This is a genomic window from Paenibacillus protaetiae (assembly GCF_004135365.1).
GTDB lineage: Bacteria > Bacillota > Bacilli > Paenibacillales > Paenibacillaceae > Paenibacillus_AP > Paenibacillus_AP protaetiae.
In genome coordinates this window covers 2,960,691-2,976,001 of sequence record NZ_CP035492.1, presented here as the reverse complement: position 1 = coordinate 2,976,001, position 15,311 = coordinate 2,960,691, and the positions used below count along the sequence as shown (strand labels likewise).

General features: G+C 39.4%; 16 protein-coding genes. 13 read left to right on the top strand and 3 right to left on the bottom strand.

Annotated elements, in window-relative coordinates; genetic code table 11:
• Window positions 1-169: 169 nt before the first annotated feature.
• A complete protein-coding gene (locus tag ET464_RS13745; RefSeq protein ID WP_129444400.1) occupies window positions 170-1,087 on the bottom strand; it encodes a restriction endonuclease in 918 nt (305 codons plus the stop codon).
• 230 nt (window positions 1,088-1,317) lie between these two features.
• Between ET464_RS13745 and ET464_RS13740 the strand changes: the two genes are divergently transcribed.
• From ET464_RS13740 to ET464_RS13730, 3 genes are all read left to right on the top strand, one after another.
• The gene (locus tag ET464_RS13740) at window positions 1,318-1,650 is read left to right on the top strand and encodes a transposase (protein WP_129441192.1); all 333 of its coding nucleotides are present in this window, start codon (window positions 1,318-1,320) and stop codon (window positions 1,648-1,650) included.
• Window positions 1,651-1,676: 26 nt separating this feature from the next.
• Window positions 1,677-2,573: an IS3 family transposase gene (locus ET464_RS13735; RefSeq protein ID WP_165279986.1), complete on the top strand. Its 897-nt coding sequence runs from the start codon at window positions 1,677-1,679 to the stop codon at window positions 2,571-2,573.
• A 184-nt stretch (window positions 2,574-2,757) separates the two neighbouring features.
• Window positions 2,758-3,381 (top strand): hypothetical protein, encoded by a 624-nt coding sequence (locus ET464_RS13730; RefSeq protein ID WP_129441783.1) that lies wholly within the window; start codon window positions 2,758-2,760, stop codon window positions 3,379-3,381.
• 266 nt (window positions 3,382-3,647) lie between these two features.
• Here the strand turns inward: ET464_RS13730 and ET464_RS19855 are convergent, their stop codons facing one another.
• The gene (locus ET464_RS19855; RefSeq protein ID WP_165280006.1) at window positions 3,648-3,800 is read right to left on the bottom strand and encodes a hypothetical protein; all 153 of its coding nucleotides are present in this window, start codon (window positions 3,798-3,800) and stop codon (window positions 3,648-3,650) included.
• A 557-nt stretch (window positions 3,801-4,357) separates the two neighbouring features.
• On the opposite strand from ET464_RS19855, the gene ET464_RS13725 reads away from it, so the two are divergent.
• From ET464_RS13725 to ET464_RS13705, 5 genes are all read left to right on the top strand, one after another.
• A complete protein-coding gene (locus tag ET464_RS13725; RefSeq protein ID WP_244226771.1) occupies window positions 4,358-5,719 on the top strand; it encodes a TniQ family protein in 1,362 nt (453 codons plus the stop codon).
• Between the two features lie 347 nt (window positions 5,720-6,066).
• Entirely contained in the window at window positions 6,067-8,574 is a 2,508-nt protein-coding gene (locus ET464_RS13720; protein WP_165280005.1) for a TnsB C-terminal domain-containing protein, read from the top strand.
• Window position 8,575: 1 nt separating this feature from the next.
• Complete coding sequence (locus ET464_RS13715; protein WP_165280004.1) at window positions 8,576-9,820, top strand: ATP-binding protein; 1,245 nt, start codon at window positions 8,576-8,578, stop codon at window positions 9,818-9,820.
• Between the two features lie 32 nt (window positions 9,821-9,852).
• Complete coding sequence (locus ET464_RS13710; protein WP_165280003.1) at window positions 9,853-11,226, top strand: TniQ family protein; 1,374 nt, start codon at window positions 9,853-9,855, stop codon at window positions 11,224-11,226.
• Window positions 11,227-11,557: 331 nt separating this feature from the next.
• Window positions 11,558-11,938 carry a helix-turn-helix domain-containing protein gene (locus ET464_RS13705; RefSeq protein WP_129441772.1) on the top strand — a complete coding sequence of 127 codons (381 nt, stop codon included), beginning with the start codon at window positions 11,558-11,560 and terminating at the stop codon, window positions 11,936-11,938.
• Between the two features lie 220 nt (window positions 11,939-12,158).
• On the opposite strand, the gene ET464_RS20600 is transcribed toward ET464_RS13705, so the two are convergent.
• Complete coding sequence (locus ET464_RS20600) at window positions 12,159-12,293, bottom strand: hypothetical protein (protein WP_279630097.1); 135 nt, start codon at window positions 12,291-12,293, stop codon at window positions 12,159-12,161.
• A 272-nt stretch (window positions 12,294-12,565) separates the two neighbouring features.
• Between ET464_RS20600 and ET464_RS13700 the strand changes: the two genes are divergently transcribed.
• From ET464_RS13700 to ET464_RS13680, 5 genes are all read left to right on the top strand, one after another.
• Window positions 12,566-13,009, top strand: coding sequence for a hypothetical protein (locus ET464_RS13700; RefSeq protein WP_129441770.1), 444 nt, complete (start codon window positions 12,566-12,568; stop codon window positions 13,007-13,009).
• Between the two features lie 15 nt (window positions 13,010-13,024).
• A complete protein-coding gene (locus ET464_RS13695) occupies window positions 13,025-13,345 on the top strand; it encodes a hypothetical protein (protein ID WP_129441768.1) in 321 nt (106 codons plus the stop codon).
• A 122-nt stretch (window positions 13,346-13,467) separates the two neighbouring features.
• The gene (locus ET464_RS13690) at window positions 13,468-13,827 is read left to right on the top strand and encodes a hypothetical protein (RefSeq protein WP_129441765.1); all 360 of its coding nucleotides are present in this window, start codon (window positions 13,468-13,470) and stop codon (window positions 13,825-13,827) included.
• On the top strand, window positions 13,811-14,122 hold the full coding sequence (locus ET464_RS13685) for a hypothetical protein (RefSeq protein ID WP_129441763.1): 312 nt from the start codon (window positions 13,811-13,813) through the stop codon (window positions 14,120-14,122). Before ET464_RS13690 ends, ET464_RS13685 begins: the two co-directional genes overlap by 17 nt.
• 500 nt (window positions 14,123-14,622) lie before the next feature.
• Window positions 14,623-15,129 carry an RNA polymerase subunit sigma-70 gene (locus ET464_RS13680; RefSeq protein ID WP_129441761.1) on the top strand — a complete coding sequence of 169 codons (507 nt, stop codon included), beginning with the start codon at window positions 14,623-14,625 and terminating at the stop codon, window positions 15,127-15,129.
• Window positions 15,130-15,311 lie beyond the last annotated feature (182 nt).

Sequence of the window (15,311 nt, the reverse complement as noted above, 5' to 3'; positions counted from 1 at the left end):
AGTTTGCTTACACATTCATTCCAACAAGCATTGGGCAGGTTATCAAGGTTCGATGCGATATCTGCAACAGAGAATTGGATCTTACCGAGGACTGGGGATAGGATGGAAAGAAAAGGGGGCGATGATGCCTCGCGTGTCCCTTGTAGTCCATCAGAACAACTTTGTTTTTCTATTCGATTTTGCTCTTGAAGTTTAAAGGGTCAATATATATTAAACCTTTTGTTTGTGCTGCTCTTATTTTTGCATCCAGCATTTCGAAAAATGGTATGGTTCCGGAGAATACCATTGAAAGGTCACCGCCATCAATCAAGATTGTCTTGATTGATTTTCCGGCAATTAAAGCTTTAACGGCATCCCGTGAGTAGCCGTTTATAGAAATGAATAAACCTCGTCCGTACATTTTCCCTTCAACCTTATATGCAAAATGATAAAGTGCATCGCTAGCAGTCAAACTATCATGCCATTTTGCTTCTACTAAGTAATTTTCCCCATCCAATTTTAGTGAACCATCTAACTGTTCCCCGTTAAGCTTAAAAGGCTCTGAAAAAGACAAATTTGAGAAATCAGACAGCTTCTTTAGAAGGGTTTCTAGCTGGTAACCCCTATTTTGATTTGAAGAATATCCTCGGTATAGATTAATAAATTCTGTCTCTAGATCGACTAATGAGATTTTGGGAGCTGCTGCGGCTCTCCTTTCATCAGCTTGCTTCCTTAATTCTTTAGTTTTTGCATCACGTATCTCTTGAACTTGTTTCAAGTGATTTATGCAACGTTTTGCCTCTGCCTCATCTAAACGCTTTAGCTGTTTAAAATAGTATGGATCAAAATGATCCCAGTTAATAATGGAAGCTAACATTGCTCTAAACTGCCCAATTCCTTTATCGTCACGTGCATTTAATTGTCCGAAAACTTCATCAATAATGGCAGCTCGATTCTTATTTTCTAGCCCCTGGCTTAAAACGGTTTTTAAGTCACGATTCGTACAACCATTATTTTTAAGAAAATCGACGATCTGCTCTTTTGGCCAAAAAATAGCCAATATGCAAGTACGCATCGCATCAGTAATATCTTTAGGAAAGGTCTGCATTGTAATCACTCTTTTTCAGTAAATTCATTACATTCCCTTTCAATATTATCACAAAGACATGCCTCGTTGAAGTAGAATTGATGTGATGAAATGCACTGTACTGCGAAGCATAGGTCCTTTGTTGAAATCGGGAGGGAAAAAGAGGATATCTCTTAAGCCCCGAAATTGGATTTGAGTCTAGGCTACTTAACGTAGTAAGCTAGATGAAGAATCAGTGGAGGGGATTTTTTATGCAACGTAGACGGTTTACGATCGAGTTCAAACAGCAAGTGATTCAAGAAGCTAAAGAGGTCGGGAATGCTGCGCAAGTAGCGCGCCGCCATAACATAAATCCGAAGATGTTATACCGATGGATGGAGCAAGCTGAACATACGGATTGGAAAACAACAGATTCTGCATCCAAAGCGATTGCGGCTTATACACCTTCACCGCAAGAGTTTCGTTCACTTGAAGGCGAAAATAAACAACTGAAGGAACTCCTTGGCGAGAAGGATCTGGAGATTGCCGTTCTTCGTGATTTGCTAAAAAAGCAGAACCCAGCTTATCGGACAAAATTGAAATAGCCGACAAGTGGATTAAGCTGGGACATGTGGTCAGCCGCATTTTGCGGATTGTCGGTGTGAGCGAACAGATTTATTATTACCGCAAGAAGCAGCCTAGTAGTCAGGTTCCTTCTACTGGTAAAGGTGGTCGCCCGGTGCCTGGTTTCTCCATGACGAAAGCCGGCGTACCGATTAGTGATGGTCAGATCCAGGAATGGCTTTGTGAGCTGCTGAATGGCGAAACTGACGTCTATGGCTACCGTAAACTGACGATCTGCTTGCAGCGTGAGTACAACCTGGTGATCAACAAGAAGAAGGTTTATCGCCTGCTTGATGAGATGGAAATGCTCCAGCCTCAGCGGAAAAAGCGGATCAAACATCCACGTAGATTGGCAAATAACCGTGAGATTGCGGCTTCCAACGAACTGTGGGAAATGGACATCAAATACGGCTACATTGCAGGAGAACAGCGCTTTTTTTACCTACTATGCGTTTTGGATGTGTTAGACCGTGAGATCATCGATTTCCACATGGGACTGTCCTGTGAAGGCAAGCATGCAGCAGGATTAATTCAGCGTACCCTGTGGCAACGACAGCTTTTCGAGACGAAGCAACGGCCCGTGATTCGCACCGACAATGGCCCGCAGTTTATTTCTCACGTCTTTGAAGAAGCATGTGAGGCGTATGAGGTCGTGCACGAGAGAATCCCGCCAAAGACACCAAACAAGAATGCGCATATTGAGTCGTTTCACAGTTTACTGGAAACGGAATGTTTACAGCGCTATGAATTTGGTACCTACCAGGAAGCCTACGAGGTCGTGACGAACTATATCTGTTTTTACAACGAACGACGTATGCACGGGAGTCTCTTTGATTTAGCACCAAAGCTGTTCCGCCAAGCTGTAGCGATGCAACAAGTGAAGGCCAAGAAAATTAAAGTATGAGGAAAAAGAAAGAGAAACTATGATAGTAGCTGATTAAGTGACGTAGACTCAAAAATTCGGGTGTTTAACCGATATATGTCGAAAGAGAGTAATTTAACCAGGTTTTGCTCCCAATCAAACAGTATAGAATGGGGGCTGATATGCTGTAAATAATGGAAGGAAAACAAGAAATGAGGTGTTTGGGATGCTTCCGTGCAGATCACCAGAGGTTAGAGAGAAGCTAGTTCAGGAATATGATATAAAACCCATTGCTCATGTTCGTTTGTTAAACGGGCAAGAACGTAGAAGTTGTACTAAAGACTTACTTACTGACAGCTATTATTGCTTTTCTTATCGAGCGAAAAATGGTGATGTTACCGGAACTTTTTTATGCGGTACCTATGCAGCAAATCATTTTCTTGAATTGATTCATCATCCTAAATTAACACTTTTTGACCCATTAGCATCTGAAACCGTTGGAACGGGGACAAGCAGCGCAAATGGAAATGCAGTTCTCGATGAAACATGGCATCCGACTGGAAAGCAACTGTTTAATGCAATTAACCTGTTAATCATATGTTGGGGAATTGCTCCTGGAAGTGCACTGCAAGAAATCAAGAATGACCTTGAGAAATATAAGAGTCGCGAACCACTCTCCAGACAAATTAAAGCGATTAATACGATTATTTCAAGGGATAGGGGTGGCCGAACGCTTCAACAAATGCTTGATGAGTTGCGGAATAAAAATAACACAATTCGAAAGTTTCGCTTTGATTTATTGAATGAGGCTCTAATCAAGTATAAAATTGAAAAATCTTTTTTTGGATAAGCGCCGTGAACTCATTGGTCGGAGTGTTTGATTGATTGTACTGATCTAAGCTGGCTCAGTGACAAAAAACGTCAGGTTCGTTGAAATGGGTTTAGACTGGCACGAATATAAAAACAGCGGCAGCCTAGGACCGGAAAATAGTCATAGACTGTCGCTGTTTTTCTAATCGACGATACTTTAAATTCGGGTAGGGAAATGGTTCGTGAAGTGCTTTTTCGTTTCACGAGCCATTTAACTTTTGAACGCTTTTTCAAGACATTCTTTAATTAATTGACTGCTTCTCCGTCGATTCGCCTGCGGCTCAAGTATAACTTGCGCCGCGCTTTCTTAGAAGGTGCAAATAACAACGCATCTTTGGGTTGCGTGCCTACTGCTTCCGTAACAACTCCGTTCAAGGATACATATACCATTGTCTCCATGATCCGCCCTCTTATCAGCATTAAAGCATAATCGAAACGTCGTGGGAATTACACCATTCCAGAATAAATCATAACTTATAACGTCCGCCGTCTTAATTCATGGATCTGGCGTTTCTTTGCGTTGAAGAAATAAATGGCGTAGCGACCAAAAACCTACTAGTTATATCTGTATTTCAATAATTTATTATAAACTTATCGAAATATAAATATTAATGATGGTGGGTGGGAATAATGTATAAATCGGAAAAAGCAACAATAACCCCAAATGGTATTGTATTTAACACACGAACGTATACATGTAGGCGAGCAATAAAGGAACAATGGTTTGGATGCTCAACACATTATGAAAGAACTATACCGGTATTGTATCGTCTTGATGATATCTCAACAGTGATTATAGGGAATATCGAGGATGGAGATGTCTGTAGACAAGTTATGATTACTCCTTTCGAGGGAAAACGATTGACAGAATATCATGAGGCACTTGACTGTTTAAAAATCGCAAGAAAGAGATTTGGAAAATCTGGATCTAAATACCGTCGGAAGGTACCTCGGTGATGAAAGCAGTACATCATTTTAAGACCTGGCACGATACGGATACCTCTCTTGATTGGAAGAGAACAACTAGGCTATTTCAGCTATCACCTCAAGGATTGGGCACTTCGATGGTTGAAAGTCTCGCTGGTTATATTGCGAGATTGGCTAATGAACATTGTATTAAAACCGGTCGATTGTTTATCGATGTGCTCACTCCGTACCTCAACAAATTTTATTTAAATGAAATATCGAAGAGGGGTGGGAACGGATTTTATGATTCATCACACATGATTAATGGAAACTCAGTCGCTGCCGAACAGTTTTCGACTATGTTGAATGATCTAACGGGGAATACAAATCTGCAACAACTCACTTTGCTGAGATTTGCAAAAGCTATACCCCAAAGAGGATTACTGAGAAATGTGAGAGCATGGTGTCCTGAGTGTTATGAAGAAATGAAACAGTCAATTTCGGCCATTGTTTATGAACCCTTAATATGGTCGCTAAGAGCAGTCTCTGTATGCAGAAAACATCATCGGTTTCTAACAGATCTCTGCCCGAGCTGTACAAGAACAAATTTATTAATTGATCGACGTAGTTCTTCAGGATTCTGTTCGCACTGTAATGCTTGGCTTGGGAGAGCAAATACAGAAAAAACGGATAGATGCGATTATGAACAATATAGTAAAGCAAAAATGGTAGAGCGTTTGTTAGAGAGTATGCAAATTCCGAATAAAGATGGGATAGTAGTTTCGTTAAATCGCATTGTAGCTCAAGAAAACTCAAATATTACTGGTGCGGCAAGGAAATTATCTGTACCGAAGACGACTTTTTGGACATGGTACAAGGGAAGAAACCTTCCTCAATTAGAGGATGTACTTCGAATTTGCAATAAGTATGGAATCGATATTGTTGATTTCTATTTAGGCCATTTTAATGATGATTACTCCCCAGTTATATTTGCGAAAAGAAAAAAGAAAATAAATATCAAGTTGACAACTCGTCCTCTTATCGAAGTAAGGTCGATAGCTAAGAACTTGGTGATGAATTCAGCAAATGGTTATATGCACGTACAGGCTATGGCAGATGAAATCGGGTGTAATAAAAAGACACTATACAATCACTTCCCTGCCCTTTGTAAAGCCCAGGCAATGAAATGGAAGCAATATTTGAAGAAACGGAAACGTAATCGATTAGAAAATATTAGACGAGAAGTAGACACTGCACTTATGTGGAGTTCCGAACGAGGGGAACATCCAACTGTACCAAAACTGGAACAGTATATGAAAAAACCAGCTATTTTCCGGGAAGCTGAAGTTAAGAACCATCTAAAAAAACGATTACTGGAGGCAAATTATGAACGAAATAATTTTGGAGGTTGAAGACATAATCAGGACACAGATAAGCAAAGGGAATAAATAAGTATTCAGAAAACTGAAGATTTTTTCCAATGCAGAAATTTGTTATACTATCGGCAATTGATTTTGAGGATAGGAGAAGGATTCATGCTTCCTGCTAATTTGGTGAACTTATTTACTAGGAAAGGGATAAGTCCAGAGACTCGTAGAATAATTGAAACTATTCGCTCCTCGGAGCCGTCCCGTCGGGTAAATAGTGGGCGGGGAATACTCCTGGGAACTACCCCAGTAAAAAAATGGGGGTAACAATACAATTTGAAAGCCATAGGGTTGAGTTTGCCGGGATTTACGAAAAAGAGCATGATCTAAACGTGTATGAATTTTATGATCAACCTCCTCCATTTACAATTAGGTACCAAGTAAATGGGAAAAATAGCGGACGTATGTATCATCCTGATTTCTTTGAAATCGGCGAAGACTTTATTGGTTGGGAAGAATGGAAAACTGAAGAGGAACTCATTAAGCTTTCGCAGGAGAAACCTTATCTTTATGTACGAGCAGATGATGGAACTTGGTATATGCCTCCAGCTGAAGAATATGCTGAGAAGCTTGGTTTATCGTTTAGAGTTCGTTCGTCAAAGGATATTAATTGGGTTTATTTAAATAACATTAGATTTCTGGAGGATTATCTACTTTCGGATTCTTTAGTTGTAGATGAAAATGCCAAGAAGATTTTACTCGATAGTGTGATGGAGCAGCCTGGAATTTCTTTAAAGGAGCTTCTAGATGATCAGAATGGTTTTGTCTCAGATGATATTTATAAACTTATTGTTTCTGATGTTTTATACTTTGATCTAAATAGAGTGCGTATCACACAAATTGATAGGGCCAGAATATTCCCTGATAAAGAAATGGCACAAGCTTACTCTTTTTTAGATGAGGACGTGGGTGCGGGATCAATTCCAATTACAAAAGTGGAGGTTTGTCCGGGGAATACCATCCAGTGGGATGGAAGAGCCCATATTATTCTTAATGATGGAGAAACGAGTATTTCCTTACTGGCACAGGAAGGTCAACAACAAATAGATCTGCCGCGTGAAAGTTTTATGACATTAGTTCAGAAGGGGAAAATTAAAGGCCTTTCAATTTCTCAAACGAAAAAAAAGCAGGAGGTTATCGAAAAATTAAAGAGTGCATCAAAAGAGGATCTGGCAGCTGCCAACTACAGATATCAAAAAATAAAGCCAATACTGGATGGTTACCGAATTTCGTATGGGGATGTCCCGGATCGAACTCTTCGGTATTGGGTTTCCAAATATAAAAATGCAGAGCATTTATTTGGCTACGGATATGTGGGTCTATTAAGAGATGGGAAGCCAGGTAATTATGTTAGAAGATTCTCGAAGGAATTAATTGAGTTAATGAATACTTTTATTGAGGACAAGTATGAAACTGTTGTAAACCGAAACGCAAGCACAGTCTGGAAGATGCTTGTTACGGAATGCGAAGAAAGAGGTTACCATGCACCTAGCCTTACAAGCTTTCTGAAGGAAATAAAGAAGCGGCTGCAATACGATATTACTTTAAAAAGGGAAGGTAGGAAGGTCGCCTATGCACTTGAGCCAAATTATTTGGAGCTATTCTTAACCACCCCTCGTCATGGCGATTACCCTTTTGAAATATGTCACTTGGACCATACTCAGCTAGATATAGAGCTAAAGTGCTCGAAAACACAAAAAAATTTAGGGAAGCCTTGGGTTACTTTTTTAGTTGACGCCTTTACTCGAAGGATTCTAGCTATATATTTAACATTTGATGAGCCCGGATACCGTTCGAACATGATGGTGCTAAGGGAATGTGTACGAAGGCATTCAAGATTACCTAAGCACATAGTAGTCGACGGTGGTAAGGAATTTGGCAGTACTTATTTTGAAACGCTTCTCGCCCTCTATAATGTAGGTAAGTCACTGCGTAAGGGTAAACCAAAGCATGGCTCTGTAATTGAGAGATTATTTGGCACTAATAATACAATGTTTATTGATAATTTGCTTGGGAATACACAACTGATGAAGAACGTTCGGCAAGTAACAGCAGCAGTTAATCCTAAAAATAACGCAGTTTGGACATTTGGAAGATTTCTTGATAGGCTGAAGGAATTTGCTTATGAAGTTTATGATACTATTGAACATCCGACCTTGGGGAGAACGCCTAGAAATGAATTTTTAAATGGCATAGCCATTTCGGGAGAAAGGACATCTACTTATGTGGCGTATGACGAAGTGTTTTATATGCTCACTCTCCCAACGACTAAAAAAGGAACAGCTAAGCTAGATCCCAGTAAAGGGATTAAAATCAATCACATATATTACTGGTCAGAGAGCTTGCTTGATCCCGAGTTTGCTGGAAGACAAGTTCCAGTTAGGTATGACCCCTTTAACATGGGTGTAGCGTACGCTTATATTCGTAATACATGGATATACATGAATTCTGAGTATTACAGCGTATTTGTAGATCGGACAGAGAAGGAAGTTCAACAGGCACTAGAAGAGCTTAAACGTAGAATGAGGCTTCGCGGCGAGGAAGTATATATTTCTGCCTCTAAGTTGGCTAATTTTTTGAAATCTGTTGAAGCAGAGGAAGCCTTGCTACTTCAACGCCTTCGAGATAGTGAAGTGAGAAGTACGTTTACAGTGATTGAAGGTGGTAAAGCGAGCGAAAGTATCAATAATCATGCAGCAATTAAAAACAAAGAATTGAAGACTAAACCGTTAGCAGTTGTTTCTGACAAGAAGGATGGTTCGAAGGATTCAGATTCAGCTTCTTTTAATGCAACGCTGCGGGATCAAGGATCTAAGTATAAAATTTTTGGGGAGTTTTAAAATGAATGAAGTTACTGGATGTGAAGTAGAACAGGAAGAATCATTTGGGTTTCCAAAGCATTTGCTCGATAAATCAACTAAAGAGAAAATAAATTATTTTAAAAAATATACAGTTGCTCATCCGTTATTAACTGAAGCCTACAATAAATTTATTGACAACATTTTTAATCCTTCTAATAGAAGTATTCAGTTTTTGTATGGTCCAAGTGGAGTGGGGAAAACAACCATTTATAAAAAGGTGCAAAGTACGATCATTGAAAGAATGATGCCTGTGCTTGAGATGGATAAAGGAGTAATTCCATATGCTGCTTTAGAAGCTGTTGCCTCAGATACTGGTATTTTTGACTGGAAGGACTTTTACATTCGATTACTTGAAGAATTTAGAGAAATAGCAATAAACAATAAAATCGATTACGATGCGTTACGTGAAAGAGATGGATTACCAAAAACAAAAGCGCAGGACCCGAATCGCAAATTCAGAATTGCGGTAGAATCAACATTAAAAAACCGTCGCCCAATTGTTTTGCTGATAGATGAAGCTCAACATATGATGAAAATGGCTAACGGGAGGAGATTAAGAAGCCAGATGGATACCATAAAATCAATGGCCTCTCTTTCAAATACACCGATTGTTTTAATAGGAACGTATGAACTGCTGCAATTTACGAATTTAAGTGGGCAGTTATCGCGGCGAAGCGACGATGTTCATTTTCAACGGTATCGTATGGATAATCCGGAGCATATGGATTGGTTTGAGAGTTCGCTATATATGTTTCAAAAGAACATGCCGTTAAAGAGTGAACCCGACCTTGTTGGGAACACCGATTTTTTCTACGAAAGATGTATCGGTTGTATTGGTACCTTGAAAGATTGGTTGACTAAAACATTGGAAATGGGATTGCTAAAGGGGAATGAGTCATTAACAATGGATGATTTCCGAGAATATGCGCTTTCCCTAGATCAGTGTATAAAGATGGCTCGAGAGGCGACCGAAGGCGAGGCTAAGTTATTAGATAGTAATGAAAAAAGAACTAGGTTATATAACTTATTAATGGCAAATACATTGCCAGTAGAGGAAAACGAGGAGGGAGAGAAGTCTTCCACGGCGCAGGGAAAGAAAGATAAGAAGACCAACGGTAAGGGTAAATCAAAAAATCCAAAACCGGGGAATAGAAAACCGACAAGAGATGCTACCGGATGGAGCACCGGAGAAACTAAAGCAGAATCAGATGCGGATGCTGTGTAATTTCTCTGGAATTAATAATGGAGGATAATTTGTTGTTTGATGTTCTTAGCATAGACGAGGATAAAGTTAAGCATATTATGGATACTAGGAGTCGTCTTTATCCGCTGCAGCCAAGAGGATTGGGAACGGCAATGAAAGAAGGCTTAGTTAGTTATATAACCCGGCTGTCAGAGGCTCATTGCACTGACGTCGGGTCTTTGGTTTCTTTTGAATGTTCCCCGAATTTTGAGAATCCCAGAATTTATCCTTATCATTCGAATAAAGTGACCAGCACTTTTTATAAAGACGCTTTTTCAATTAACTGCTTTGGGACCATATGCACGGATATGGAGAATGCCCTAACAAAATTAACCCAGAGATCAGATATTTCCGAAATGAATCTAAAGAAATGGGTGTTTATCCCTAGAAATAAGGCAATTGTTAAGAAGCAAAAACATTGGTGCATACAATGTTATTCTAAGTGGGAAAAAGAGGGGGAGGCACTTTATGACCCTTTAATATGGTCGATTGAGTTAATAAAAATATGTCCAGTACATAAGACATTACTTCAGACAAGTTGCCCTGGTTGCAATATGGAGATACCAATTATTAATAACCGCTCATTGCCATCTCACTGTATTTATTGTTTTAAGTCTTTGGCTTCCGTTAATGAAGTCCGACTAGTTGAATCGGAAGATGAACTTTTATTCCAAGTGTGGTTATGTGATAGTATCGGAAATTTATTGATGTATCCAAAAGAATTTGTTGACACATCCTCAATATGTAATGCACTTCAGTCTTTCCGAAAAAATTACTGTGATAATAATGACAGAGTATTATCCAGGCTTTTTTTGTTGGAAAATAAGAGAAGACAAATAAATGCTTATTGCAGGGGCGCAGCTAACCCCCATTTTAATTTATTATTATGGTTTTGTTACGTTCTAGGGATAGAATTAGTCAGCGTGTGCACTGGAGGGGAGTTTACTCAAATTAAAAGAAAGCCTAATGAATTACTACAAGACTCAAAAAAGTATTTCATGCTCGAGAGTAAATGGTCAAAAATTGATAAGGAAATAGTACGGAATAAACTAACAGATTTTCTAAGTGATGACCCTCCTCTTTCATTCAATAATATTGCAAAGGAACTAAACATACAAGAATCATACCTTCGGAAAAGCTTCCCCGAAGAAGCAAAAATGCTGGCAACAAAATATACCAACCATAGGACAAATAAGAAAAATGAGAAGATACAAATGGAAAAAAATAAAATGGAAATTGTCATTAAAGATTATTATCACGCGAATGGATCAGTGCCGACAACATCAATGTTAAAAAAGCTCATGGGCTATACACATATAACATTCAAACAAGAATTGATGAATTATTATTATGAGAAGATTAAAGAATTTGTGGAAAAGAAAACTTGATTCAAGTACTTTCGGCAAACGATTGCTTTTATAATGAACCTTCGGCAATCATATGGTTTAATCTTGATTGGTTTTACTGTGAAAAAGCTGACCATTCAGTTGTCTTTTCGGCAATTTTATGATTGAATAAACGGCAAACTTTTGATTTAAATGATAGAGGTCGCTTTTCTGATAGTATTGGTGGTGGCTTGTATGTTTTTGAAGGCGAGTGGCCGAAGACAAGAAGGAGCAATGGGGTTTATAACCATTGCTCCTTCTTTATTTTTCTGTAAGTGAAGTTGACGCAAGCCGGTGAGTGCTGCGAAAGCGAATAAGGAGCTGATGCACGCCGGTGAGTGCTGTGAAAGTCAGTGAGGGGCTAACGCAAGCCGGTGAGTACTGCGAAAGAAAATTCATTCCTATTGTTACCGAGCACTTGCTGCTTTTCCGAACGGACTACCGACCAGGAGGGGATTTGTGGATTCTGGCGCCGGCGCAATACAAAAAAATGGACGCAGATGCTTTTGTGACCTGGAAAACAGCAGTGAAAAACGTAATGGTTAGGCTGCAGGAGATTACGCCGGCAACGGTGTTCGAAAGCATCAAAAAGAATTTCCCGACAAAGCTACAAAAGACGAATACACTGGAGGCGACGATTCGGCGTACGCTGCAGGAACTGGAGGCAGAGGGGTTCATTTCAAGGAAGATGAGAGGACAATACGTCGTAGCATAGGAAAACAGCCGGGGAGCCGGCTGTTTTGTTACATTGAAAGCGAAGCTCTGCAATCGGTCTGCACTCATCCGGAGGCCGTCCACTTCCTCGGCCCTACGAATGGCGCGGCCCGGAAAACGATGGGAATGGTTCGTTCCCGGATTGGCAAGGAAACGTCTGATTTTAACGTAAATCAAAACTGATATTACAGACCTTTATTAGAGAACCCCGCCTTAATTTCTTATTTTTGCCGGCGGTTTTTCTTTTTACTTTTTTTCAATTGTCCGGTTTCACGTGCGTAGTCCAGAACTTCTTTGCCAAACTGTGTTTTCTCTTCGGCCGTCCATTGTAAAAAAGGTTTTTTAACGAGTAACATGTTTTTTCCTCCTCAAAAAAATATCCCATATTACTAGATAGTTTGGACAAGTTTCTAGCATATTAACCCCCTCTTGTCTCATAGAATTATGGTAGGAACTGCGGAACACGGTTCCACGAATAATGAGCTGAATGGAGGCGTTTGTTTTGGGGAAGGGGAGGGCAGAAGAGCAAGGTGGAAAGACAAGAAAGACAAGATCGGATAAGAAAGTGCATACAGCACCTTACATAAAAGATGAGCATCGAGTTTACATTTATCGGATTGCGCGTCATTTGAATTGTCCCGAAGGCGATGTCGGCACACGGCTTTTGGAAGCCGCTTTGTATGACGAAACGGCGATTGAGTTTTTCCGAACGTACTTTAAACGCCCGTATGTTGTGAACGACCGGGGCCATACGATGTATCCAGGATTTGAAACAGCAGACGCAAATTCGCTCATTGATTTTGGCAAAGAGGGGGCAGGCCGGTTTAAAATCAAACTGTCGCAGCCGGTAGTGGAGCAACTGACGGAGCTGCAGATCGCGCTCGGGCTTTCGTTTTTTGCACATGCGGCCAAGCTTCTGATCGAATATGCGCTACGGAATTTAACCATCATTCAAAAAGTAGCACCTGGCATGGAGTGGGTGAAAATCACAAGGATTGAAGAGCCGGCGGAAAAACTGGTTGCTGTTACGAATCAGAAAGGGATTCCAAACGTTTGGAGCATTTTCAAGTAAGAGAGGGGTGAAGGGATGGGGATTTTTAGTGAATTTATTGATCCGTATTTAAAGTATCGATCGCTTGTCATTGGTTTGAAGAGGGCAGAGTATCAGAAATTGCAGAAGATCGCAGATGCTTTAAATGACCATATGGATGAGGATTTATTCACGCCGGAAAACATTGCATCAAGGGTAGTGAAGACATTTATTGATGAAGCCTATGCAGACAGCACGAAGCGGATAGTTCAGGCGATTGTGCCGGAGATCACGAGGATCCAGCCGGTTAAAACAAAAAGGACCGGTTCTCAAACGTGCGGTCGGCATTTACAGCAAGTAACGCTAACTCATTTTTAGCCTATAAAAATATAAACCGCAATTAACTTTGCCTTTGGGATTCTTCATATTCCACTCTTTCTAGTGTTAAACTTAAAGTAGATTGGGGACTTGCGTTACCTAAAACAGGTTTGACTTTCGGTTTGGAATATACTAAGGGTGAAAGTGTTGCCGCAAATACTCTTAAAGTGTTCGATAATAGTGGAAGTGAGAAAACAAGAAGAGTTAAAATAACTGTTCCTAAAACAAAAGAGTTCTCTCTTATGACGCATAGTCTTGATACAGTTATTACAGTTGGACATTATGATACTCCAGGACAAAAGAGTTTAAAACTTAAATTTTCTTATTTTATGTGGAATGGGAATGATATTTATAACTCTGGAATAGGAGCGCAAACACATAATATGTCCTTCTCCTATTATTCATGTATTATTAAAACAGAGCACAATTGTGCTCTGTTTAATTCATTTAGAGGAGGGCAACTCTTTGAGTGCTTTAATTAGTTTTTTCATCGTTGCTATCATAGTTTTGTGTTTGATTATTATTTTTGGAAACTTGTTGAGAAGTGAGCATATACTAAAGAACTTTTTGTTGACCATAACATTTTTGTTTTTACTTCTGACTATTTATTTAATTCCAGGTTTCATTGTATTAGTTGCAGAAGGAGCCGATACCTTCAGGTATTTATTAATAAATGTAAATGTTGTGCAAATGGAAAGACTGCTTAAGATATGTGCTTTATTAACGCTAATTAGCTTTACGGCTTATATAGCTGTAAAAATAAAGGAAGAAGAGTGAGAAAAGTCACGAAGGCATGTAAATAGCTTCAAAAATGGATAAAGTGGAAAGCATGAGGTTCAGACGGAGAATGGTTTGAAGTAAAGGACATAGAAGGGTTTGAATAAGAAAACACCGCAGAAAGCTTCCCCAAAACGGTGTAAACTCAAAATATAACAGATCCCGAAAACGTATATGTAAAATTCTCAAATCGTAACATTGGCCAGCACCCCTTTTGGATGCTGGCCTTTTAAGTTATCATCCCCATGGCTCGAAGTTTCTGAAGGATTTCTTGTTGCTTTGGCGTCTTTTCGGTACTGAACGAATCTATTGCTCTTTTTTCGTATTTCTGTGCAAGATCCTTAACGATCCCGGTGGTTTTAACTGTTCATTTTTGTTGATTAAGGCTGTATTCAGCTTTTCTGGGTGTAGAGAAGCCCGTCTAAGAAGTTCTATTAAGTGCTGTAAACTGACTGCACCTAAGTTTCGAATTCGAAGTAATTCATCCCAGGAACAATATAATGCAAAAGATTACCGAACAAGATGTTGTAATATATTATACTTCTCTTGTCACTCAGGAATGTAAAGCAGCATATAAAGGGTTGGAATTAGAGGATCGAATTGCAGAAGGTACATTCGCAATCATTCATGCTATCCGTACATACAGGACACATCATGGAAGTTTTAAAGAGTACATGTTATCTCAGGTTAAATTAATTTTGAAACAAAAGAACAAAGAAGCATGGGCGATGAGAAAACCGGAATCTATCATCTCACTTGATGCACCTTTAACTCCTCATAGTGTCTCAGCAACATTAAATGATGTTTTAAGGGCAGATCCATATGATGATACTCTTTTTGATGTAAACTGCTTTACAGATCAATTGTCTCGAATGGAAAAGCAAGTGATTTCACTGATGCTGGAAGATCGTAATATTAATAAGGTGGCTACCAGACTAGGCATTCCAATATTACAAGTTCAAGATGTATTAGAAAGTATTCAATCTAAATACAGGGCTTATTTATAAGAATAAATAAAAGAGGATCCATTATTAGACAGTATGGATCGTCTGATTATGGGTATGCTTAAGATCGCACTAACGCTGAAGTTAGAATTGAGGTTGTGTACTCTAAACCCGTCGGCGAATTGTGGATTTTGTTTTTTCATCGACATGTAGGTTTAGGATAAGCTCTACATGTTCCTTATAGA